The organism is Shewanella salipaludis, from assembly GCF_012911865.1.
GTDB classification, from domain to species: Bacteria; Pseudomonadota; Gammaproteobacteria; order Enterobacterales; family Shewanellaceae; genus Shewanella; species Shewanella salipaludis.
Window position 1 is genome coordinate 352,221 of record NZ_JAAXYH010000001.1, and the last position, 22,467, is coordinate 374,687.

Here is a 22,467-nt window from a genome sequence, read left to right on the forward strand (position 1 = left end):
CATAAGAGGTACTCATAAGGTTTCGCCCCCCTGCTCGGCGGCCAATGTCTCGAGCAGCGCCGGGATCTCCTGTTCGTTCAATCGCTCGAACAAGATTTGGTTGGCTATCATCACAGGCGCCTTGTCACAGGCCCCGAGACAGGGCAAGGGAATGAGGGTGAACTTGTGATCTGCCGTGGTTTCGCCGGCAACCAGGTTGAGGTAGAGGCTCAGGCGACGGCGCAAGCCGGCCCCGCCCATGAGATCGCAGCTGATGCCATCGCAGGGGTGCAATACCGTCTTGCCGACGGGGCGGCGGAAGATCAAGTTGTAGAAGGTGGCGACGCCTTCGAGTGCCGCTAGGGGGAGCCGGGTATATTCGGCCAGAGCCAGCAGGGTATCGTCGCCTATCCAGCCACGGCTGGCCTGCAGCAGCTTGAGCGCATCTATGCTGATCCCCGATGGCTGCGGCGCCGCTGCCAGCAGCAGATCCAGCTGGTGTTTCTCCTGGGGCGACAGCTCACCGGTCGCCTCATCCATCGGCAGCTGGCGTATCGGGATCGGCTGGTATTGCGCATATTTTGACGTCATCTCTCTCCTGCCTCCTTGTCGCTAACTCATCTGTCGACGTCCGCCATCACGAAATCTATGCTGGCGAGTATTGCGATCAGATCGGCCACCATCAGCCCCTTCGCCAACACAGGGATCATCTGCAGATGGGGGAATGAGGGGGTGCGGATCCGGGTGCGGTAGCTGCTGTTGCTGCCATCGCTGATCAGGGTATAGGCATTGATCCCCTTGGTCGCCTCCACGGCGAAACAGGACTCACCCTTGGGGAGCACCGGGCCCCAGCTGACGTTGAGAAAGTGCTGGATAAGAGTTTCTATGTCCTGTTTGCTGCGGCGGGTGTCGGGCGGGGTGGTGAGCGGATGATCCGCCTTATAGTCGCCGGCAGGCATATGGGTGATACATTGCTGTATTATCTTGATGCTCTGGCGCATCTCTTCGACCCGCACCTGGCAGCGATCGTAGGCGTCGCCGCCCTCTGCCGTTGGCACCTCGAACTGGTAGTTGTCATAGCCTGAATAGGGCCGCTGTTTGCGCAGATCCCAACTCAAGCCCGTGGCCCTCAGGCCTGCGCCCGAGATGTTCCACTCCAGCGCCTGGGCCGTGCTGTATTGGCCTATGCCCTTGGTACGGCGCTTGAGTATGCTGTTGTTCATCACCATCACCTGGTACTCGTCCAGGCGCTTGGGGAAGTAGTCGACAAATTCCTGCATCTGGGTATGCCAGCCGTTCGGCAGATCCTGGGCCAGCCCCCCGATCCTGAACCAGCTCGGATGCATGCGGGCACCCGTGATGGCTTCTATGATGGCGAACAGTTTCTCCCTGTCGATAAACAGGTAGAAGATGGGGGAGAGTTGGCCGACATCCTGGGCGAAGGTGCCGAAAAACAGCATGTGACTGAGAATGCGAAAGCATTCGGCCAGCATGACCCGGATGCATTCGACTCTCGCCGAGACCCGTATGCCCGCCAATTGCTCTATGGCCAGCACATAGGGGAAGTTATTCATCACCCCGCCGAGGTAATCTATCCTGTCGGTGTAGGGAATGAAGCCATGCCAGGTCTGGCGTTCGGCGATTTTCTCCGCCCCTCTGTGATGGAAGCCTATGTCGGGTACCGCCTGGACTATGTGCTCGCCATCGAGCTGCAGGGCGATACGGAATACGCCGTGGACACTGGGATGATTGGGGCCGAGATTGAGGTAGAGGTAGTCATGATCTGCCTTCTCGGCCGTCATGCCCCAGTCCCGGGGATCGAATTTCAGCGCCGCTTGCTCGTCGCTCTGGCGCTGTTCATCCAGTGCGAAGGGGGCATTCTCGGTCGCCCGGCAGGGGAATTCCTTGCGCAGCGGGTGGCCCTTGAAGGTCGGCGGCAGCAGGATGCGCCTGAGGTTGGGATGATTATCGAAGACTATGCCATACAGATCCCAGGCTTCCCGCTCGTACCAGTTGGCCGAAGGCCAGATGGCACACAGGCTGGGCATATGCAGCTCGCTTTCCTCGAGCGCGACCTTGAGTCGCAGATCCTGGTTGCGCTCGAGCGACAGCAGATGATAGACGAGGGTAAAGTCCTGCGCCGGTAGCAGCTGACGATCTTGTCTGAGCCGCTCGTCGACACCATAGAGATCGAACAGGAAGTTGAACGGCCCGCTCTGGGTCTTGAGCAATTGCATGGCGGCGAGCAGTTGGTCTTTGGCTATCCAGAGGGTGAGTATCTTATCCGCTGTGCTCTGCTGCCGGGGCGGGCGGTCGCCGAGCAGCCGCTCGAGTTCGGGGAGATCGGCCAGGGTCAGCTCCTGGCGCCATTCATGCCGAACTTGGGACGTACCTGCTTGGGAGACTTCCGCTTTGGCTGGCCGCATCTCAGACTCCATCCGGTGGTGCCAGCTTGTCGGCCCGGACGCGCTGCGGCGTTTTCTCGTCGCGCAGGCTGCGACAGGCGAAGGCCTGGATCTCTTCGGCACTCACGACCCGTTTCAGCGGTCTTTGCTGTCTCGAATAGCCCTCTCTTATCGCCTGCTGCAGCAGGGTCAGGCCGTACATCAGCGCTTCGGGTCTTGGTGGGCAGCCAGGGACATAGACGTCTATCGGCAGGAAGCTGTCCGCGCCCTGTACCACGCTGTAGACATCGTACATGCCGCCTGAGTTGGCACAGGAGCCCATGCTGATGACCCACTTGGGTTCGAGCATTTGGTCATACAAGTGTTTGATAACCGGTGCCATCTTGAGAAACACCGTGCCAGAGATGACGATGAGATCCGCTTCCCTGGGCGTGGCCCGTATGACTTCGGCGCCGAACCTGGCGATATCGTGGCGACTGGTGAAGGCCGTGGCCATCTCGACATAACAGCAGGACAGACCGAAGTTGAACGGCCAGAGCGAGTTGCTTCTGCCCCAGGCGACTAAGTCTTCCAGGCGAGTGACCAGAATATTCTTCTCGATCACTTCTTGCAGGGTTTCCGTGTGTGTCGGGATTATCTCGGGTTGAGTGAGCTGCCAGCGCATCTTGTTATACTCCTGTCATCCTTTTTCCCCAGTCGAAGGCGTGTTGCCTGGTTTCATAGAGCAGGGCGATGAGCAGGGCACAGATAAAGAAGAGCGCGGTGAATAGCCCTGGCCAGCCCGTATCCAACACCACCAGCGACCATAGATAGAGGAACACCGCCTCTATGTCGAAGATCACGAAGGAGATGGCGATCAGAAAGTAATTCACGCTCCAACGTATGTCGGTGTTGCCCACAGGGACTATGCCCGATTCGAACGGGTAATTATTGCTTCTGGTTGGTGTAAGGGGGTTCAGCACATGGGATACCAACAACATGGTTAGCGTCAGGATAACGATGGCAACCGCATAAAACACAAAGCTGGCTGGGAGCATGAATTCGCGCCTTCTTGATAGTGTCCTTTCCCAAAATAGCAACGCATGATGCAACTAACGCGCTCGGCTAAAGCATAGTAGATAATTGACTTTATGGTTTTTTTGTCGGCCTTTGCCCTGGAGCCACAGTCTCAAACCTGTACCGGGGCCAAACCGCAGTCCTTCATACCATGCGGGTATGGCCCTTCTCATACATGGATTTGAGTTGATTATCTATCGCCCTGAGGACATCCGAGCGGTTGATCACCCCGATCAATTGCTCATTCTCATCCAGTATCGGGTAAATCTTCGGCTTGGCGTGGGTCATCTGTTGGGCGATATCCAATACCGAGCCATTGGCGTGGACGGTCAAGGGCTCCAGGTGCATTACGTCGCCGACCACATCATGGTATTCGTTGAGGTAAGTGGCCTCGATCATCTTCTTGAGGCAATCCTGCTCCGACAGGAAGCCGATCACATGCCTGTGCTCGTCGATAACAGGGCCGCCTATCTGTTTGGCCTTCAGAAACAGTTCAACGGCCTGGGCCACCGTCATGTCGGTGGTGAAGGTGACCGGATGTCTATTCATATAGTCGGATATTTTGAGCGATTCCATACCCATCTCCTGCATTGCAATAAGTCCACTCAGACGCCATCTGAGTCGGGCCGGCGATTCGAACCAAGTGTAGGTTCATGTGTAGCGTCCATGGTGTGACATCCATGGTGTGATGTCTCAGTCCCAGAGTTAATATTAAGATTAGACGGGATTTTTTCGTTTGTTCGACAAAAAATGAAAAATATTTAAACAGAAACAATGGCCTCAGGCCCGGCGCTATCTTGCCGTCAGATTCGCGGCTTGGAAACCGCCCCAGGGCAGGTGACCGGCCTATGAAGACATGGCCGGGCAGGCAGTTCATGTGTCATCACCAGTCAGTTGCCGGCATCTTGGGCAAGAGCCACCTCCGGGCTTGGGTGTCGGTGACGCCAAGGCTGTCAGTCGGGTTGTAGCTTGTTTTTTACGCAGGGGCGCACTGAGCCGTGTTTTTGTTCTCCTCAGGGCACAGGCCAACAAAATTGCACCTCGAGATTTAGTCCTGCAAGGCCTGTCAACTTGGCGCTCGGATGGCCTTTGCCTGGCGGCTATTTTTGTACAATAAAATCTACAGCTGGCCGCTTTTTGCCGGCTTGCCCAGGACTATTCGGGCTATTGTTAGGAGTGAAGGAGGTGTTTTCCTTCAGTTCGGTGTGAGCTTCAATCAACAAGAATAAGGAGGACAACATGAACCTGATCCCCAGCTAGCTGTAGATCGCATCTTTGACAATTTTCTACCACTGCCACTGACTCTGAAGCGCAATGGTGACGATGCCAACTTTTTCCGGCCAAGGGTCGATGTGGTTGAGAAAGAGGATCATTACGAAATCATTGCCGAGCTGCCAGGGGGGCAGAAAAACGACATTAACGCACAGTTAGAAGAAGGTGTGTTGACCATAGAAGCACAAGTCGTCGAAGAAAAAACCTCTGAAAAAGATAAAGTTATCTGTAAAGAACGCAGAATCGGTTACTTCAGCCGTAGTTTCAATATAGGCACCAATGTTACCGCCGATGAAATCAGCGCCAGTTTCGACAATGGTCTGCTGAAGCTGACTGCGCCCAAGGCTCACCCCGTAGCGGAAGAGAAACGCAGAATCGCCATTAAATAACTTGGTTCAGACGGCGAGGGCCTATGCCATTAGGTCCTCGTATTTTATTGCGCGTATCGCCGACGATGACCTCCCTCAGTGACAGCATACCAACAGTCGCTGAGCCAGTTAAACCAAGTCACAGCTGCCGGCAGCACCGCCGCCTCCGTGTTGCTGCAGGATCAGCTCTTCCAACAACTTGCATGCCGGCCCCTGCCTGTCTCTGTTGGGGACAACCAGGCTGAGCACCAACTTACGGCTGCTGCTGCCCTGTAATTTGAGTCGCTTCAGGCTGCCGTTGGCCAGCTCGGCTTCAACCATGGGGGCAGGGATCCAGCAAAAACCTATGCCCTGGCCGAGGATCACCTTGGCTTCGTGAAAGTTGGATACTGTCCAGCGCTGTTCCGCCTTGAGCCAGCCTATGTCGGTATCCGAGCGCGGCCCCGTGTCCTTGATCACCAACTGCAGATGTTGTGCCAGTAGCTTATCATCTTCGATCCCGCCGCCCTCGGCCAGTGGATGGGACGGGTGACATACCAGATAGAACTCCAGTTCACACAAGGGCTCGGCTATGTGGCCCTTGGGCGTGCTGGCGCTGATGGCGATGTCGACGCTCTGCGCCAGTATCAGTTCCTGGGTACCGCTTATTACCGAATCCAGCACTGTGACCCGGGTGCCGCGGCTGTCGGGCAGGAAGGCCTTGAGCGCTGCCACCAGCATCTCCATGGGATAGATGATCTCCCTGGCTATGGTCAGTGCCGGCTCCCAACCTTGCTCCAGATTGCTGGCCAATTGCTCCAGTTCGCCGACGGCCTGGGTCAGGTGGCGTGAACGCCTGAGCAGGACTTCACCCTGTTTGGTGAGATAGGCCTTACGCCCCTTGACCTCCAGCAGCTGGATGCCCAGCTGGTGCTGTAACTTGGCGACGGCATGATTGAGTGACGATTGGCTCTTATTCAATTGTTCCGCCGCCTGGGCATAGCCGCCATGATCGACGACGGCCTGCAGGATGCGCCATTGCTCTAAGGTAGATTTGGCTCGGGTCATAGTGATGAATGATTGTCTTAAAAAATGGCCGGGTAGAGCAAGATAATGGCGCTTTCTTACGATTTTTTCAAACCTTTTGTCCGCTCGCGGCCAGGGATGGCAGGCGAGTCGGAACCAGCCCCTTAGCCGGGCCTCAGTGGGCGGCCTCCAGTGGCGTGACTTGCTTGGGCAGATTTTTTTGAGTGACAGGCAGCCGGCTCAGGTAGGGGCCTGGATGCAGTCGCTGTGGCCAGTTGAGCAACATCATGGCCAATACGTTTCTGTGTTCGCCCTTGGCAAGATCTGTATCCCCCGTCGGCGAGGGGATCATCCGGCTGCCGGGCACGAATGCCTTGGTGATAAAGTCCCGGGTTTGAGTCACTGTCTCACTGTCGTAGCGCTCAGCCAGCAGGAAGCAGATCCCGACCTCGGCGATGATATCTTCGGTGGCATCTTTGAGAATGCGCTCTATGTTCCCGCTGAAGTAATCCAGAATCCAGGCGAACTCCTTGGCGTCAACCGTATGCTGGTAATATTCGCTGGCGGCGAAGATGAAGTGGGTCATGCCATAGAGCTTGTTGCGAAATTGCGCCTGGGACAAGTGTATGTCGTCATCGTTTGGGTAGGTCGCGATGAAGGCCCGCTTATAGTCGGCGAGGTAATCACCCACCCCGAGTTGCTTCGCCCAATAGGCGTAGTTGACCAGTTGTGCCGCCCAGGCCCGGATCATGGCTTCGTCCGTCAGTCCCTGGGTTAAGTCGGTTCGCTTGAGTGCGCTGAGCAACTTGTCATGGCATGGCCCCGTGAAGCCCAACGCCTGGGTGCGGCTGGCGAAGCGCAACAAGAATTCGGTATAAAAGATGAACTCGGGGAAGGGAGCCATCGCCTGTCTGCGGGCGACGCCTCTGGGATCATCCCCCAGGGCGGCAATCGCGGCGGCGGCCTCGCGGCGGACGAACTCAGGGTTTTCCAACTGGCAGGCGTAGTAACTTTGCGCCTCGGTCACCGCCAGCAAATCCACCAGCGCGGCATTGGCATATTGAGGATCGCCGGTCATCCGATAGAGACGAATGCCATAATGTCCCTGCACCCTGGGAGGCAGTTGAAACAGGTGTTGCTCCAGATTGGCCTGGATCTGTTTATAGACGGGGGTTGGGTCGTGCGGGAGCATCCTCTGTGGCGGCTCGGCACACACGACACAGCTAATGAGGGCAAGTGCCAGACTGACTGTTTTGATTGGCTGAAACATGGTTGACTCTCCTTATTAAGGATGCAGGCTCGACGGGCTCACCTATCAAGCTGCCGAGTTGTTGCTCCAGGGACAGACCGGGCTCGTTGATGGTCAGGATGGCGAAGACCCGGGCCGGTTCCAGACATTCTTTGGTCTCGGTATAAATAAGCTTGGCCAGTGCCGGTTGCCAGAGACGCTGATAATAGAGCGGCCCCTCGAAGGCGATGGCACTGAAACTGTAGGGATAATCTTCGACCGAGGGCCAGTTTGCGGCGAAACTGGCGCTGAACTGCGCCGCCAGATCCGGGTAGCTCTTGGCCGCATCCGCCTGATAGCTGCTCAGTGCCACCTTGGCGCGAAATACGTTCAGCTGCTCGCTATAGCTCAGCGCCAATGCCTCACGGCTGGGCTCGGAGGCGGACTCAGCCGGCGCTGAGAGGCCCAATGCCGCTTCCAGGTAGTATTGCAGCCATAGGGCAGGGACATGGTTGCTGTCCAGGGAGCTGCCCTGCGCATTGAGCAGATAGGCATGGCCGCTCTTTCCCAGCGCCGTCACCGCCTGGGCTATGGCGGCAAGGGCTGCGCGCCTATCCCTGAGCGAGGACAGGTTGGACTTGAGGCTGAGTGACCCTTGACCGAATTGTTGCCCCAGCACCCCCTGACGCATCAGCCGGTAGCTGTTGCTGTCTTGGCTGTTCGCGTCAGGCGCCAGGAATAGCTCGCCCAATAAGCGTCCCCTATGCCAGACGCGGATGAGCCGCTCGGCCACAGGCTCGAAGCTCAGCCCCAGGGCGTTCATGGCCTCGAAGCTCTGTTCGAGCAGGCCCTGTCCCGTGCTCTCCTGCAACCCGGCCGGATTTGCCTTGGGGGCTGTTGCCAGTGCCCGTCCGAGATCCCAGGGGCTGACGGTTAACCGCCGGGTTTGGCCATCGAGAAAGGCCTTGACCAGTGCCGGGGTATGCAGTTGCTGTCCTGCCAGGCGATAAGTGCTGAAGTCGCTGAATCCCGCTTCCTCGGCCTGGGAGGCACTGAGCGCCAGGATGCGCTCGAACGCCTGGCGGTTACGCTCAGTGGCCCGCGTTTGATAAGCCTGCCACACCCTGAAGCGGCATAGGTCATCGCTCTGATGCATGAGATAAGCGGCGATGCTGACATCTAAGCTGGGCTTGTTCGCCTGCTTGCTCACCTGCTTGCTCATTTGGGGGGCATCGGCAGCCGGGGGCTCGGCGGTTGAGGCCATCTCTGGCGCCGGGCCTGAGGGGACAGGCGAAGGTAACTGGCATTGCTCGGCGGCGATCACCAGACTCAGATCCTGGCTGTCGAGGTTTTGCCTTATGCCTGTCTGAGCCGTATGCAGCTGCGATTTACGCTCCCGCGGCCAGCTTTGCTGTTGCAGCAAGGCCAGATGTTTGCCCAGCCGGCGCTGGGCCTGATCACCCTCAGCCAGCGCCAGGCTCAAATCAGTCAGTTCATGGCTCGCGAGCAGCCCCTGGAGTGTGTCGGCGAGGAACAGCTGACATTGCAGCAGCGCCTGACTGTCGTCCGGGGAGAGTCGGTAACCTCGGTAATAATTGAGCCTGTCGTTGACATTATTGAGTGCCAGGGTCTGACGTTCGAACGCCAGCGCCAGCCGGTCGGGATCCGCCCCTGGAGTGACGGGGGGCAGTTCCTGGGGCAGTTGCAGACACTGCTCGACCAGCAGGCTGATGGGCGTGCTGGTGGTCTGGGCCACCGCAGGCAGACTAAGATACAGAACTGCTGCTAAAATGCGTCTTGGCATAAGCCACCCTTTCCTCTGGTGACATGCTGGGGCCTCTCATGGCCTCTATGTGTCTCAGCCTGGGTAAAATACCCTTACCGTTGGCTATCTGAATGGCCAGCCCCGGACGGGCATTGAGTTCCAGCAGCAAGGGACCCTTGCGCTGATCCAACACCATGTCGGTACCCAGATAACCCAATTCACACATCTCATAGGTACTCGAGGCCGTATGCAACAGGGTATCCCAGTGGGGCACCTTGATGTCTATGAGTCTTTTGCCTGTATCTGGATGATGCTCGAGCGGGCAATCGAACTGGACCGCATGCAAGCCTTGCCCTGTGGCGATATCCAGGCCGACACCGACGGCGCCCTGGTGCAAGTTGGCCTTGCCGTCCGAGGCCGTGGTCGACAGCCTGAGCATGCCCATCACGGGAAAGCCTTTGAAGACGATGAGGCGAATGTCGGGCACACCTTCGTAACTGTAACCGTCGAACACGGGATCGAACTCGATCAGCCCCTCGACTATGGCGACATCCGTCTTGCCGCCGAGGGAGAATAGACCGCTGAGAATGTTGGAAACATGGCGGTCGACTTCGGACGGGGTGATCTCATGGCCATTGGGTTTGTAATAGCGGTGATGTTCTACATGGGTGATCACCAGTATGCCCTTGCCACCCGACCCTTTGGCGGGTTTGATCACGAAACCACTGCGGCCGCGGACCATTTCGGGAATGTCGGCAATTTCGTGTTGTTCACGTATCACGCCGATGAGATCCGGCACCGCTATGTCATTGGCCAGTGCCAGCTGCTTGGTGAGCAGCTTGTCATCGACCCGTTTATAGTATTTCCGCGGATTATAACGCCCAATATAATTGATATTGCGCATGTTCATGTTGAGCACGCCATTACGGCGCAACTGCCAGGGCCAGGCGTATTTCATGCTTATTCTCCCGCCAAAGGTTTAAAGCGCTTGAGTTCGAGCAGGCGGTAGCCCGTGTATTGACCCATGAGCAACACCAGCGCGAGGATCACCAAGTGCATGCCGAGAAAGTTAAATACCCAATGTTGCACCCAGGTCGCGCTCATCGCCAGGTAGGCCAGGGTGGCGACCAACAGGCTGCCGCCGCCTTGCATGACGACTTCCTTGGGACCTTGCTCCTCCCAGAGGATCGACATACGTTCTATGGTCCAGGCGAGGATGATCATGGGGAAGTAGGTGATGGTCACGCCTTCGCTCAGGCCAAACTTATAGGCCAGCATGGTGAACAGGCCTATGATGCCTATCACGACTATGATCACCGCCGAGATGCGTGAGATCAGCAACAGATTCAGGTAAGAAAGGTAGGAGCGGATCATCAGGCCGAAGGAGACGATCAGCAGGAAACCTATCAGGCCGGTCAAGAGGGTGGTCTGGATGAAAGCCAGGGCGATCAGCACAGGCATGAAGGTGCCCGAGGTCTTGATCCCTATGATGACGCGCAAAAACACCACCATGAGCACCCCTATGGGGATCAGCAATATGCTCTTAAACAGGCTCTGTTCTTCCAGCGGCAACTGATACAGGGAGAAGTCCAGTGCATTCTTGTTGACCATCAGATCTATGGAGGTCGCGAGCGCCGAACGTGTGTCCTGTAACATGGAGAAATTCACCAGGGAATTGACCCCGCCCATGACATCGAGCACCGACCTGCCGGTGCGTTCCCATAACAGCAGGTTGTTGGGGCGGCCCTGGGTCCCTTTATTCAGGTCGAACAGCACCCATTGCTGCTTATGATAGACCTCGACGAAACTGGACAATTGCTGGCGTCGGCGCTGATCTTCCAAATACAAGCCGTTGACTTCCATCGCCGGAATGCCTTTGCTGTGCAGCATACGGACAAACAACTTGGTTGGACTCTGGCTCGAGAGCAGTAACTCCACGTTCTGGCTTCTGTCCTTGCCGGTGATCACCGCCATGAGTTGCTGGGCGAAGGTCAGGTTGCTGGCGCTGCGGCTCCAGACTTCTTCGATCACTTTTTCGGCCGCCGTCTGTTCGGTCGCCGGCCACAGATACTCTTCCACGGCTGGCGGTGTGTCCGGTGCGGCTATCTGGATTTGACCCGTAGGGATCAGCGTTACCTTATAGTAGAGATCCTGTTTGCCTATGGCGTCTCGGGTCGACCAGACGGCGCGCCTGTCGTGTTCGTTATTGCTTATGGTCAGGCCATAGCCAGGGGAGGTGGTATTTTCGACCAAGATCTCGAATGCCGGGTCCTGTGGCAAGGAAAAGGAGACTTCGGCCGGTACCCCCTTGCCCTGAAAGCTCACCTTGGCATCGACCGTCCAGCTCTGCACCTGTTCGCCGGGCAGGAAGGGGACGTGATGCTCTATGCCACGGTAGATGCTGGCACTGAGCCCGAGGGCGAAGAGCAGTGCCACGAAGAGGTAAAAGGGTTTACGTGAATGCATGCTGGCTCCTATTGTGATGCCGATGTCACTTGGTTCTTCGCTTTACCATGGACATAATTCTGACCCACATCGACCACGGCAATATCCTTCATGAATTTCCGCCCGAGTAGCAACGGATAGTCCAGGTGGCTGCGATCTGTCAGGTTGAGATCTGTCTCTGCGGCATACTTGCCTATCTTGAGATGGGCATGGATGACGGGACGGCGATCATCGTCCGTGTCTGCGTCTTGTTTGATGCGCACGAAACGCACTACCCTGGACTCGAAGGTCTGCGGCGGCGCATCATTGCCTTGGGTCAGAACATCGAAGCGGACCCATTTGTGACCGTCGCGTTCGAACACCACTATGTTGCGGGCGTCGATGGAAGATGACTCGGCGCCGGTATCTATGCGGGTCGCAAAATAGGCATCGAGCTCATCGACCATCACACTCTCTACTTCACCCAAGAGAAACTTCTCGCCGATGGGAGAGGTTTCGCATTGGTCCGGCACAGCGAGTTCGGGCGGTTTAGGGGTGTTCTGCAACTGGGTGACTTGTCGTTGCAACTTTTTCAGTTGCTGTTGTACGTCCTGTGTCAGAGTGCTCAAGGGGCCAAGATCTGACTGACAGTGCTGCTGCACCTCTTCTATTATGTCGTTCTGTTGCTTTGTCAGGGCGGTCTCCAAGGCGGCGGCATCTATGGGGATGGGGGCTTGTGGGGGCGCCTGGGTGCTGGTGCAGCCGCTAGCCAGGCCGGCGGTGACAGCGATAGCGATCATCTGCTTTAACATAGTCTTTCCTTCTTGCATTCCGGCTAGATCAAGTCATGATTCGGTTGGTTTTTTACCGCTATTATGGTCGCCCTCTTGGGGGCCGGATAACCTTCTACCGTGCGGCTGACATCATTTGGATCTAAGTAGTCGACTAACGATTCGTTCGGCATCCAATCGGTTCGGCGTTGTTCGGCGAGCGAGGTCATATCGACATCAACACAACGGACATCGGTGAAATCACATTTCTCCAACCAGAGGATGAGAGCGGCAACCGAAGGAATGAACCATACATTATTCATCTTGCCATATCTATCCTGGGGTACCAGAACGGCGTTCTCATCACCGTCTATCACCAAGGTTTCCAGGACTAACTCACCGCCGGTACGCAATTGATCTCTCAGTTGCAACAAATGATCTATGGGCGAGCGCCTGTGGTATAGCACGCCCATGGAGAATACTGTGTCGAAGGCGTCCAGCGGTGGCAATGCCTCTATCCCCAGAGGCAAGAGGTGCACCGGATGTTGTTGACCGGCCAGGCGCTTGACCGCTTCGAACTGGCAGAGAAACAGCGGCGATGGGTCTATCCCCACGACGCGTTTGGCTCCGGCGCCGAGCATGCGCCACATGTGGTAGCCGCTGCCACAACCCACGTCCAGCACGGTACGGTTGGTCAGGGGGGCGATATGGGGCTTGACCCTGTCCCATTTCCAGTCGCTGCGCCACTCTGTGTCTATATGTATGCCATGAATATGGTATGGCCCCTTGCGCCATGGCTGAAACAAGCGCAATAAATTCTCGAGTTTTTCCTGCTGGCCCGCCGCCAACTGCCTGCCCGAACCTATGGTGACACTGTCGACTAAGTCTAGGCTATCGGCCTCCGGGTAGTGCAGCTTGTTGAGCACCTTTTCCCATTTGGGCAAGTTGCCGTGTTTATGTTCCCGTTGCCACTCCCCCAAGAGTGAGGGCAAGGTTTCCAGCCAGTGCTGCAGATTGGAGTCGGCGATTTGTTGGTAGAATGAACTGAAGCTGATCACTTGATGGCCACCATAGAGGCAAAGTTAAAACATTGAAACCAGAGGCTGAAATGGCTGAAACCCTGGGCCTTGAGCCTCTGCTCATGGGTGGCCAGGGTATCGGGCTTCATCACGTTCTCCAGGGCGCTGCGCTTCTGGCTGATCTCCAGTTCGCTGTAGCCGTTGGCGCGTTTGAAGTCCAGATGACGCTCTTCCAGCAGTGCCTGGATCGGGGCATCGTCGAAGCATAGCTTTTCCGACAGGACCAGGAGACCACCGGGATTCAGTCCCCGATAGATCTTGGTAATCAGGGCATCGCGATCCTCGGGTGGCAAAAATTGCAGGGTAAAATTCAGCACTACCATGGAGGCGTTTTCGATTTCTATATCCCGTATGTCACCGCAAATGAGATCCACCTGGGTATCGCTGACATAGGCGTTGAGATTTTCCCGGCAGCGCTCGATCATCGACTGACTGTTATCCACGGCCAGGATGCGGCAGTTTCTGCCCTGGATCTGCCGGCGTATACTCAGGGTGGCTGCCCCGAGTGAGCATCCGAGATCATAGACTCGGCTGTCGGGGGTGACCAGATTCTTGGCGAAGTCGCCCAGGGTATTGATGATCTGGGTATAACCCGGAACCGAGCGGCGGATCATGTCACTGAATACACCGGCCACCCTATTATCAAACTGAAAGTCACTGATGTGTTCGCTCGCTTGAGCGTAGAGAGTATCTTGAGTAGAGTTCATCTGGGCGTTATTGGGTGGGTTCAATTAGGCATTTTAGCCAATCAGGTCGAGGAGCAGCAAGTATCCTGCTGGTAATTTGCGATAAATTTTTGTCTAATACCTTGGAAACAACAAATTTTTTACAGGTACTTAGGGTACTAGGGACAGCGCTTGAAGCGAGTAATTCACTTGGTTGTTATCTTTTGCACCTTCTTGCTGGTGCTGCAGAGCACGGCGAAAGCTGCTGCCATGGATGTTGCCATAGACGCTGCCAAGGGCAACGCCGGGCACAATCCGCCGCCCCTCGTCATAGTTGCCGGGGAAGATAGTTATCCATTTCAATTCCTTGACGAGCGGGGAGAGGTTGCCGGCTTGTTGATCGAACTCTGGCAGGAGTGGTCCAGGGTCACGGCGACCCCTGTGGTGTTCGTGGTCAGACATTGGTCCGAGTCCATGGAGCAGCTCAGGCAAGGGCACGCCCAGGTGCATATCGGCCTGGGGAAAACGGTGCAACGCAGCAGCGAGTTTGATTTCTCCGCTCCCATCTCAGAAGTCGGCACCTATCTCTACCTGCATAAGAGCCTTAAGGACAAGAAACAGTTCAAGGATTTGCTGCCCTACCAGATAGGCGTGGTGGCAGATTCGGCCCATATTCCAGAGTTGCAACGCTTGCAACCCGGATTGATGCTCAAGACCTACCCGAGTCGCGAGGCCCTGCTGGAGGCTGTGTCCAGGGGAGATCTCTATATCTTCGCCGGCATGGAAGGCTACCTGAGGGATCAAGGGCTGCAGCAGGACATAATGAACGGCTTTCCGGCCAATATCCGTATTGCCATCAAGAAGACCCCAATCCGGGCGGCGGTACGCAAAGGCGAGCAAAAGTTGCTGGCGCAGATCGACTCAGGCTTTGCGCGACTGGATAAGGGCTTCATTCAGCAAGCCGAGCGGCGTTGGTTGGGTTACCAGCGCCAACAGGCGGGGATCCGCATAGCCATGCCGCTCGGGGCCGAGCCCTACGGGGATCTTGGGCTGGATGGCCAGCCACACGGACTGTTCGTCGACATTTGGCAACTCTGGTCTGAAAAAACCGGCATCAGCATCGACTTCGTTGCCAGCGACATGAATGGCAGTCTCAAAGACGTACGCAATGGCATAGCGGACGTGCAGATAGGTTACCCGGAAAACGATGAACTCAACTCTGGGCTGCAGCGGGTATGGAACCTCTATACCATGAAGAGCCGGTTGTTCGTGTACCAGCAGTCACTGACGGACTTGGGCGAGCTCAAGGGCAAACGCATAGGCGTGTTTCCTACCTCGCCCTACCTGGCACAGTTGCGCCAGGCCCTGCCTGAGACCCAGATCCGTTTCTACGACAGCATGGCGGCCATGACGGCGGCGGCGCGCAAGGGCGACATCACTGGCTTTGTCGCCTCAGGTGCGCTGACGTCACATTACCTGTTGCTGACCCAGGGCTGGGGGGATTTTCACCAGGCGTCCATGCTGGAGTTCAGCACCCATAACTATGTGTTGACCCGCGAAGATGAGAAGGGCCTGGCGCAACGGGTCGCCTCGGGCTTCAACAGCATAAGTCTGCAGGAACTGGCGGCGATCGAACGCAAGTGGATGTTGAATCCCCAGGATCTGATTTTCACCGGGGCAGACAAGCGGGTGGCGCTCAACGACAGCCAGCAAGCCTATCTTGCCGGTCTGGGCGAGCTGAAAATGGGTTATCTCAAGCATTGGTCGCCGATGGAATTCACAGATGATGCCGGCAAGTTCGCCGGTATCAACAGCGATGTCGCCAAGCTGCTGACCGAGCAGCTGGGTCTCAAGCTAGTGCCCCAGGCCTTCGATGACTGGCAGTCGCTCATCCAGGCGTTGCTCCGCGGCGACATAGACCTTGCCGGCAGCGTTGCCGAAACGGCCGAGCGCAAACAGAGCCTGGCGTTCAGTGCCCCCTACTGGCCATCGCCTTGGGCCCTGGTCAGCCGGTTGCAGCAGGTGTCGGTTTTTAACCTGGAACAACTCTCGGGCCAGCGGCTCGCCGTGGTGGAAGGTTACCACCTGGTGCCCCTGTTGATGAGTCTGCAACCCGGGCTCAAGTTGGTGCTGGTGGCCGACTCGGATGCCGGTCTGGCGGCGGTTGCCGGCGGCAAGGCCGATGTGTTTATCGACAAGGTGGTCACCCTGGCTCAGCGCCTGCAAGGGGGGCATTTCGGGGAACTCAAGTTGTCTTTGCTGGCCGATTTTTCCGATCAGCACAGTCGTTTGGGGATCAACCCCAAGCATGCCGAGCTGGTGCCGCTGATCGATATGGCGCTGGGCATGCTGGATAAACCCAGACAACAGCGGATCTACGAGCATTGGCTGACGGCAGATGCCGGGCATCGGCCGCTACAGATCCCAGGCTGGCTGAGTTATTTGCTGGTGAGCCTCTTGAGTCTGGGCCTGGCCCTGGTGGGGTTACTCATCTATCGCCGTCACGGCGCCGAAGCGCAACTGCGGCGCAAGTTAGAGAAACAGCTGCAGCTCTTGGGCAACCACGACAGCCTGACGGGTTTGCCAAACCGTAATTTATTGGATGACAGGTTGCAGCAGGCGGTGTTGCTGCATGGGCGTGAGCAGGAAAGTTTCGCTTTGGTATTTGTCGGGCTGGATGAAGTTAAACGCCTGACCAAGGCCCGCAGCGCCAAGGAGATGGATAGGATACTGTTGATAGTCACCGGCTTGCTGCAGGACGCGGTCAGGGAGTCGGATACGGTCGCTCGCTTCGGCACCGAGGAGTTTGTGCTGATCCTCAACAGGATCCATGGCCGCGACCAAGTGTATCAGCTGGTCGATAGCCTGTTGCATGGATTGACGACGGCGGCGGAGTTATTGCAGGGAAAGGATGCCGTTTCGGCCAGCATAGGTGTGGCCTTCTATCCCAAGGACGGCGACACCGCCATCGACATCCTCAAGCGGGCGGTGCAGCTCAGCTCCTTGGCCAAGGAGAGTGGCGGCAGCTGTTATCGGGTCGGTTAGCTGTTTTTTTGAACGCTCGTTGGGGTTGGCCGCCTCGGGCGCTGGCCAAGGACAAAAAACTGTCTGATACTTCGCCGCCTAAGCGTTAAGTAGTTTGGTAATCGGCATTATTTCATTATAATGCCGCTTTTATCTCGTTTTGATCATTTCCAGAGCACAGGTTGCAGGAACAAAGGATAGGGCTAGATGCGCAGTCATTATTGTGGGGACGTCAATAAGTCTCACGTTGGAGAAGAAGTTACCCTGGTGGGTTGGGTGAACCGTAGTCGCGATCTCGGCGGCGTGGTGTTTTTGGATCTTCGCGACCGCGAAGGGTTGATCCAGGTCGTTTACGACCCCGACTTGCCTGAGGTTTTCGAAGTCGCCAGCACGCTGCGCGGTGAGTTCTGTGTCCAGGTCAAAGGCCTGGTGCGCGCCCGTCCCGACAGCCAAGTCAACGCCCAGATGAAGACCGGTGAGATCGAAGTCTTGGGCAAGGCGTTAACCATAATCAATGCCGCCGATCCGTTGCCGCTGAACATGGACCAACATCAGCATAACAGTGAAGAGCAACGCCTCAAGTACCGTTACCTGGACCTGCGTCGCCCTGAGATGGCCGAGCGTCTGATTTTCCGTGCAAAAGTCACCAGCGCCGTGCGACGTTTCCTCGATGGCAATGGTTTCCTGGACATAGAAACTCCTATCCTGACCAAGGCGACTCCCGAGGGTGCCCGTGACTATCTGGTCCCCAGCCGTACCTATAAGGGGCAGTTCTTCGCGCTGCCGCAGTCGCCACAGCTGTTCAAACAATTGCTGATGATGTCAGGTTTCGATCGTTACTATCAAATCGTTAAATGTTTCCGTGACGAAGACTTGCGCGCCGACCGTCAGCCCGAATTTACCCAGATAGACATAGAAACATCCTTCATGACCTCTGAGCAGGTGATGGCCAAGACGGAAGAAATGATGCGCGGCCTGTTCCTCGAGCTGCTGAATGTGGACCTGGGCGAGTTCCCGCGCATGAGTTACGACGAGGCCATGCGCCGCTTCGGCTCCGACAAGCCGGACTTGCGTAACCCGCTGGAACTGGTCGACGTTGCCGATCTGCTCAAAGAGGTCGAGTTTGCCGTGTTCAACGGTCCGGCCAACGACCCTGAGGGTCGGGTCGCTGCGCTGCGCATTCCGGGTGGCGCCTCACTGTCGCGCAAGCAAATCGATGAGTACACTAAGTTCGTCGGCATCTATGGCGCCAAGGGTCTGGCCTGGATGAAGATCAACGATCTGGCCGCCGGCATGGAAGGCATACAGTCGCCTGTGCTCAAGTTCCTCAACGAGTCGATCGTTAGCGACATCCTGGCGCGTACCTGCGCCCAGAGTGGCGATATCCTGCTGTTCGGTGCGGATAAGGCCATGGTGGTTGCCGAAGCCATGGGCGCACTGCGTCTGAAGGCAGGTGAAGATTTTGAGTTGCTCGAAGGTGAATGGCGGCCGTTATGGGTGGTCGACTTCCCCATGTTCGAGAAGATCAATGGCTGCTTCCACGCAGTGCATCATCCCTTCACCGCCCCACGTGGCGTGACGGCGGCAGAACTGGAAGCGGATCCGGCCAACCGTGTCTCGGATGCCTATGACATGGTGCTCAACGGGTGTGAACTCGGTGGCGGCTCTGTGCGTATCCATAATCAGGATATGCAGAGTGCAGTATTCCGCATCCTGGGGATCGGCGACGAAGAAGCCAAAGAGAAGTTTGGCTTCCTGCTCGAAGCCCTGCGCTACGGTACTCCGCCTCATGCGGGTCTGGCCTTCGGTCTGGATCGCATCATAATGCTGATGACGGGGGCGACCTCAATCCGTGATGTGATGGCCTTCCCGAAAACCACCACGGCAGCCTGTCCCCTGACCAATGCGCCCGGATTTGCCAATCCGCTGCAGTTGTCCGATTTGGGCATAGAGGTGGTCAAAAAAGTCGCTGCCAGCGATGAGCAGGGTGACCAGAAGCACCAAGACTGATAAGTGTAAATAAACCGGGGCGCAAGCCTCGGTCTGTTTTTATCCCTGTTAATAGTGTCGACAACAGGGGATACAGAGGAGAATGATTATGGCAGGTCACAGTAAATGGGCCAACATCAAACACCGCAAGGCGGCACAAGACGCCAAACGCGGCAAGCTGTTTACTAAACTGATCCGTGAGTTGACCGTCGCCGCCCGTGAAGGTGGCTCGGATCCCGATGCCAATCCCCGTTTGCGTACCGCGATAGACAAGGCGCTGGGCGGCAACATGACCCGCGACACCGTCGAGCGGGCCATCAAGCGTGGCGCCGGTGAGCTGGAAGGCCAGCAGCTGGAAACCATCATCTATGAAGGTTATGGCCCGGGTGGCACGGCCGTGATGGTCGAAACCATGACGGATAACCGCAACCGCACTGTGACTGGGGTGCGCAATGCCTTCAACAAGTCCGGCGGTAACTTGGGCACAGACGGCTCGGTTGCCTACCTGTTTACCAAACTTGGGGTGCTTTCCTACGAGAGCGGCGTCGATGAAGATGCCCTGATGGACGCCGCATTGGAGGCGGGTGCCGAGGATGTGGTCACCAACGACGACATGTCTATCGATGTGTTTACCCCACCGGCCGATTTTTACAGCGTCAAGGATGCGCTGGTGGCGGCAGGATTTGTGCCTGCCCACGACGAGATAAGCATGATAGCCTCGACCAAGGCGGAATTGGATGCCGATACCGCGGCCAAGTTTCTGCGCTTGATTGATACCCTCGAGGAGCATGACGATGTGCAGGAAGTCTATCACAACGCCGAGATCTCCGATGAAATCATGGACAGCCTGGAATAGCGGCTGTCATTAAGGAACCTATGGCCATTATTTTAGGGGTCGACCCGGGATCCAGGATCACAGGCTACGGGGTGATCCAATGCCAGGGACGACACCAGTTGTATTTAGGCAGTGGTTGTATCCGCACCTCTTCCGATGAACTTCCCGGCAGGCTGAAACAGATCTTCGATGGTCTCTCCGAAATTATTCGCCAGTACCAGCCCGATGAGTTCGCCATCGAACGTGTGTTCATGGCCAAGAATGCCGATTCGGCGTTGAAGCTGGGCCAGGCCCGTGGGGCCGCCATAGTGGCGGCCACAGTTGCCAATCTGCCTGTGGCGGAATACAGTGCCACTCAGATCAAGAGCGCAGTGGTGGGCACTGGGCGGGCGGAAAAAGCCCAGGTACAGCATATGATCCAACAGTTGTTGAAATTACCCGCAGCCCCCCAGGCCGACGCCGCCGATGCACTCGGAGTGGCGGTATGCCATTATCATACCGGCCAGAGCCTGGTGGCGTTGAGCGGCAGGGCGAGAAGCAGAACATACGGAAGGTATAAATGATAGGTAGACTCAAGGGCGTGTTGCTGGAAAAACAGGCGCCGGAAATATTGTTGGATGTCGGCGGTGTGGGTTATGAGCTGCAGATGCCGCTCACCAGTTTCTACGAGCTGCCGGAGATCAATCAACCGGCTGTGCTCTACACCCATTTCGTGGTGCGCGAAGACGCCCAGCTGCTCTATGGCTTCATCACCAAGCAGGAAAGGGCGCTATTTCGCTTGTTGGTTAAGACCAACGGTGTCGGCCCCAAGTTGGCCTTAACCATATTGTCCGGGATGACAGCGGGCGAATTTGTCGGCTGCGTCGAGCGTGATGATATAGCGACTCTGGTCAAGCTGCCGGGTGTCGGCAAGAAGACCGCCGAGCGTTTGCTGGTCGAGATGCGCGATAAGCTCAAGAGCCTGATGGCGGCATCACAAGGCTCCGAGCGTGAGTTTGTGCTGCAGTCCAACTTTACCCCGGCTCAAACTGTCAATACGGCCGAAGAGGATGCCATAGCGGCCTTGATTTCCCTCGGCTATAAGCCGCCACAGGCGAGCAAGTCTGTGTCCGCGGCCTTCAAGGAAGGCATGGACAGCGAAACTTTGATCAAAGCCGCACTCAAGTCAATGTTGTAGGCATAAGGAATCGGCATGATAGAGGCAGATAGACTGATCCAGCCCCAGAGCATAGGCCTGGACGAATCCATCGACAGGGCCATGCGCCCCAAGTTGCTCGATGAATATACGGGCCAGGACGACACCCGTGCGCAGCTCAAGGTGTTCATCCAGGCGGCCAGGAATCGCGGCGAGGCTTTGGATCACATGCTGATCTACGGCCCTCCCGGACTGGGTAAAACCACCCTGGCGATGATAGTTGCCAACGAGATGGAGGTCAGCATCAAGTCCACCTCGGGTCCTGTGCTGGAAAAGGCCGGCGATCTGGCGGCGCTCCTGACCAACCTGGAAGCCGGTGACGTGCTTTTCATCGATGAAATACACCGTTTGAGCCCAGTGGTGGAAGAAATCCTCTATCCGGCGATGGAAGACTATCAGCTGGACATAATGATAGGTGAGGGGCCGGCGGCGCGCTCGATCAAGCTGGATTTGCCCCCCTTCACCCTCGTCGGTGCGACTACCAGAGCCGGCGCGCTCACCTCTCCGCTGCGGGCCCGCTTCGGCATACCGCTGCGGCTGGAATTTTATAACCTCAAGGATTTGACCACCATAGTGACCCGTTCGGCCCAGGTGATGGATTTGGAGATAGATGCCGGCGGGGCCACGGAGATTGCCCGCCGTGCCCGTGGCACGCCGCGTATTGCCAACCGTTTGCTGCGCCGGGTGCGTGACTATGCCGAGGTGCAGCACCAGGGCAAGGTCAGCCAGTTTGTCGCCGAGCAGGCGCTGGACTTGCTGGATGTCGACACCGAGGGCTTCGATTACATGGACAGGAAACTCTTGCTGGCCATCATAGACAAGTTCGGTGGTGGCCCTGTGGGGTTGGATAACCTGGCCGCCGCCATAGGTGAGGAGCGGGAAACCATAGAGGATGTATTGGAGCCTTTCCTCATTCAGCAGGGCTTCGTGCAGCGTACCCCCAGGGGACGTATCGCCACTTCGCGGGCCTATCAACACTTCGAGATAATCAAGCCGGAATAGCAGGCCGCCAAGGCGTCGATGGGGATTGTCGAGTTGCAAGACTGAGGGAGCCTAGGCTCTCTTCTTGTTTCCGGCAAGCGGCCGGCTAGCATCCCATGCCCATTAAGCACAGTCTCCATCATCTGTAGCTGCCCATTATTATAGATACCTATCATGCAGGCATATTCATAGTGCATGCCTGGGTATTGGCATAACGTCTGTCAGCCATTTCCTATCCTCCACACTTCAATCGGTAAACAAAAAATTAACAAAGGTATCGCTTCCCCGGCTTGGCGCCGCACAGGGCCTTGGCCTGGCAGGCACAGGCTTGTCAGGGGGAAAGTAAACGCCTTGTATCAAAAGCTTATTCGATGGTTATTTATGCAGTTTTTTCGAGTGACGCATTCGATAAATGGCATTTTTTTGT

20 protein-coding genes are annotated in these 22,467 nt (G+C 56.8%); 7 read left to right on the plus strand and 13 right to left on the minus strand.

Translation table 11 applies throughout. The features are described from left to right. Window positions 1–12: 12 nt before the first annotated feature. The 5 genes from nuoE to HC757_RS01480 form a co-directional block, all read right to left on the minus strand. Window positions 13–570: an NADH-quinone oxidoreductase subunit NuoE gene (gene nuoE, locus HC757_RS01460; protein ID WP_244622999.1), complete on the minus strand. Its 558-nt coding sequence runs from the start codon at window positions 568–570 to the stop codon at window positions 13–15. Window positions 571–596: 26 nt separating this feature from the next. Continuing rightward, on the minus strand, window positions 597–2,405 hold the full coding sequence (nuoC, locus tag HC757_RS01465) for an NADH-quinone oxidoreductase subunit C/D (RefSeq protein ID WP_169562477.1): 1,809 nt from the start codon (window positions 2,403–2,405) through the stop codon (window positions 597–599). Between the two features lies 1 nt (window position 2,406). Further along, window positions 2,407–3,048, minus strand: a complete 642-nt coding sequence (locus HC757_RS01470) for a NuoB/complex I 20 kDa subunit family protein (protein ID WP_169562478.1) — start codon at window positions 3,046–3,048, stop codon at window positions 2,407–2,409. Between the two features lie 4 nt (window positions 3,049–3,052). Beyond that, window positions 3,053–3,421, minus strand: coding sequence for an NADH-quinone oxidoreductase subunit A (locus HC757_RS01475; RefSeq protein ID WP_169562479.1), 369 nt, complete (start codon window positions 3,419–3,421; stop codon window positions 3,053–3,055). A 163-nt stretch (window positions 3,422–3,584) separates the two neighbouring features. Continuing rightward, window positions 3,585–4,016, minus strand: coding sequence for a CBS domain-containing protein (locus tag HC757_RS01480; RefSeq protein WP_169562480.1), 432 nt, complete (start codon window positions 4,014–4,016; stop codon window positions 3,585–3,587). A 776-nt stretch (window positions 4,017–4,792) separates the two neighbouring features. Here HC757_RS01480 and HC757_RS01485 point away from each other — a divergent pair. Beyond that, window positions 4,793–5,101, plus strand: coding sequence for an Hsp20/alpha crystallin family protein (locus HC757_RS01485; RefSeq protein ID WP_342343024.1), 309 nt, complete (start codon window positions 4,793–4,795; stop codon window positions 5,099–5,101). A gap of 108 nt (window positions 5,102–5,209) precedes the next feature. On the opposite strand, the gene HC757_RS01490 is transcribed toward HC757_RS01485, so the two are convergent. From HC757_RS01490 to cmoA, 8 genes are all read right to left on the minus strand, one after another. After that, the gene (locus tag HC757_RS01490) at window positions 5,210–6,127 is read right to left on the minus strand and encodes a LysR family transcriptional regulator (RefSeq protein WP_169562481.1); all 918 of its coding nucleotides are present in this window, start codon (window positions 6,125–6,127) and stop codon (window positions 5,210–5,212) included. Between the two features lie 133 nt (window positions 6,128–6,260). Beyond that, window positions 6,261–7,355 carry a DUF3541 domain-containing protein gene (locus HC757_RS01495; protein ID WP_169562482.1) on the minus strand — a complete coding sequence of 365 codons (1,095 nt, stop codon included), beginning with the start codon at window positions 7,353–7,355 and terminating at the stop codon, window positions 6,261–6,263. Further along, entirely contained in the window at window positions 7,309–9,117 is a 1,809-nt protein-coding gene (locus tag HC757_RS01500; protein ID WP_169562483.1) for a M2 family metallopeptidase, read from the minus strand. The genes HC757_RS01495 and HC757_RS01500 overlap by 47 nt, the downstream gene beginning before the upstream one ends. After that, window positions 9,080–10,036, minus strand: coding sequence for an alpha-L-glutamate ligase-like protein (locus HC757_RS01505; RefSeq protein WP_169562484.1), 957 nt, complete (start codon window positions 10,034–10,036; stop codon window positions 9,080–9,082). The genes HC757_RS01500 and HC757_RS01505 overlap by 38 nt, the downstream gene beginning before the upstream one ends. A 2-nt stretch (window positions 10,037–10,038) precedes the next feature. Continuing rightward, window positions 10,039–11,544, minus strand: a complete 1,506-nt coding sequence (locus HC757_RS01510; RefSeq protein ID WP_169562485.1) for a UUP1 family membrane protein — start codon at window positions 11,542–11,544, stop codon at window positions 10,039–10,041. Window positions 11,545–11,552: 8 nt separating this feature from the next. Next, entirely contained in the window at window positions 11,553–12,314 is a 762-nt protein-coding gene (locus HC757_RS01515) for an ATP-dependent zinc protease family protein (RefSeq protein ID WP_169562486.1), read from the minus strand. A 23-nt stretch (window positions 12,315–12,337) separates the two neighbouring features. Next, window positions 12,338–13,330 (minus strand): tRNA 5-methoxyuridine(34)/uridine 5-oxyacetic acid(34) synthase CmoB, encoded by a 993-nt coding sequence (gene cmoB, locus HC757_RS01520; RefSeq protein WP_169562487.1) that lies wholly within the window; start codon window positions 13,328–13,330, stop codon window positions 12,338–12,340. Next, the gene (cmoA, locus tag HC757_RS01525) at window positions 13,327–14,058 is read right to left on the minus strand and encodes a carboxy-S-adenosyl-L-methionine synthase CmoA (RefSeq protein WP_169562488.1); all 732 of its coding nucleotides are present in this window, start codon (window positions 14,056–14,058) and stop codon (window positions 13,327–13,329) included. Before cmoA ends, cmoB begins: the two co-directional genes overlap by 4 nt. 150 nt (window positions 14,059–14,208) lie before the next feature. Between cmoA and HC757_RS01530 the strand changes: the two genes are divergently transcribed. The 6 genes from HC757_RS01530 (at window position 14,209) to ruvB (ending at window position 22,061) form a co-directional block, all read left to right on the plus strand. Then, on the plus strand, window positions 14,209–17,061 hold the full coding sequence (locus tag HC757_RS01530; RefSeq protein WP_169562489.1) for a transporter substrate-binding domain-containing protein: 2,853 nt from the start codon (window positions 14,209–14,211) through the stop codon (window positions 17,059–17,061). Between the two features lie 186 nt (window positions 17,062–17,247). Then, window positions 17,248–19,050 (plus strand): aspartate--tRNA ligase, encoded by a 1,803-nt coding sequence (gene aspS / locus HC757_RS01535; protein WP_169562490.1) that lies wholly within the window; start codon window positions 17,248–17,250, stop codon window positions 19,048–19,050. Window positions 19,051–19,138: 88 nt separating this feature from the next. Next, window positions 19,139–19,885: a YebC/PmpR family DNA-binding transcriptional regulator gene (locus HC757_RS01540; protein WP_169562491.1), complete on the plus strand. Its 747-nt coding sequence runs from the start codon at window positions 19,139–19,141 to the stop codon at window positions 19,883–19,885. A 20-nt stretch (window positions 19,886–19,905) separates the two neighbouring features. Continuing rightward, window positions 19,906–20,427: a crossover junction endodeoxyribonuclease RuvC gene (ruvC, locus tag HC757_RS01545; RefSeq protein WP_169562492.1), complete on the plus strand. Its 522-nt coding sequence runs from the start codon at window positions 19,906–19,908 to the stop codon at window positions 20,425–20,427. After that, complete coding sequence (ruvA, locus tag HC757_RS01550) at window positions 20,424–21,041, plus strand: Holliday junction branch migration protein RuvA (protein WP_169562493.1); 618 nt, start codon at window positions 20,424–20,426, stop codon at window positions 21,039–21,041. The genes ruvC and ruvA overlap by 4 nt, the downstream gene beginning before the upstream one ends. A 15-nt stretch (window positions 21,042–21,056) precedes the next feature. Further along, a complete protein-coding gene (ruvB, locus tag HC757_RS01555; protein ID WP_169562494.1) occupies window positions 21,057–22,061 on the plus strand; it encodes a Holliday junction branch migration DNA helicase RuvB in 1,005 nt (334 codons plus the stop codon). Window positions 22,062–22,467 lie beyond the last annotated feature (406 nt).

What these genes read in the sequence shown, in the direction of transcription:
- HC757_RS01500 (WP_169562483.1), bottom strand. Translation starts at nt 9,117, where the DNA reads ATGCCAAGACGCATTTTAGCAGCAGTTCTGTATCTTAGTCTGCCTGCG.
- HC757_RS01470 (WP_169562478.1), bottom strand. Translation starts at nt 3,048, where the DNA reads ATGCGCTGGCAGCTCACTCAACCCGAGATAATCCCGACACACACGGAA.
- ruvC (WP_169562492.1), top strand. Translation starts at nt 19,906, where the DNA reads ATGGCCATTATTTTAGGGGTCGACCCGGGATCCAGGATCACAGGCTAC.
- HC757_RS01490 (WP_169562481.1), bottom strand. Translation starts at nt 6,127, where the DNA reads ATGACCCGAGCCAAATCTACCTTAGAGCAATGGCGCATCCTGCAGGCC.
- nuoC (WP_169562477.1), bottom strand. Translation starts at nt 2,405, where the DNA reads ATGCGGCCAGCCAAAGCGGAAGTCTCCCAAGCAGGTACGTCCCAAGTT.
- ruvA (WP_169562493.1), top strand. Translation starts at nt 20,424, where the DNA reads ATGATAGGTAGACTCAAGGGCGTGTTGCTGGAAAAACAGGCGCCGGAA.
- HC757_RS01480 (WP_169562480.1), bottom strand. Translation starts at nt 4,016, where the DNA reads ATGGAATCGCTCAAAATATCCGACTATATGAATAGACATCCGGTCACC.
- HC757_RS01510 (WP_169562485.1), bottom strand. Translation starts at nt 11,544, where the DNA reads ATGCATTCACGTAAACCCTTTTACCTCTTCGTGGCACTGCTCTTCGCC.
- HC757_RS01515 (WP_169562486.1), bottom strand. Translation starts at nt 12,314, where the DNA reads ATGTTAAAGCAGATGATCGCTATCGCTGTCACCGCCGGCCTGGCTAGC.
- aspS (WP_169562490.1), top strand. Translation starts at nt 17,248, where the DNA reads ATGCGCAGTCATTATTGTGGGGACGTCAATAAGTCTCACGTTGGAGAA.
- cmoA (WP_169562488.1), bottom strand. Translation starts at nt 14,058, where the DNA reads ATGAACTCTACTCAAGATACTCTCTACGCTCAAGCGAGCGAACACATC.
- HC757_RS01505 (WP_169562484.1), bottom strand. Translation starts at nt 10,036, where the DNA reads ATGAAATACGCCTGGCCCTGGCAGTTGCGCCGTAATGGCGTGCTCAAC.
- HC757_RS01475 (WP_169562479.1), bottom strand. Translation starts at nt 3,421, where the DNA reads ATGCTCCCAGCCAGCTTTGTGTTTTATGCGGTTGCCATCGTTATCCTG.
- HC757_RS01495 (WP_169562482.1), bottom strand. Translation starts at nt 7,355, where the DNA reads ATGTTTCAGCCAATCAAAACAGTCAGTCTGGCACTTGCCCTCATTAGC.
- HC757_RS01540 (WP_169562491.1), top strand. Translation starts at nt 19,139, where the DNA reads ATGGCAGGTCACAGTAAATGGGCCAACATCAAACACCGCAAGGCGGCA.
- ruvB (WP_169562494.1), top strand. Translation starts at nt 21,057, where the DNA reads ATGATAGAGGCAGATAGACTGATCCAGCCCCAGAGCATAGGCCTGGAC.
- nuoE (WP_244622999.1), bottom strand. Translation starts at nt 570, where the DNA reads ATGACGTCAAAATATGCGCAATACCAGCCGATCCCGATACGCCAGCTG.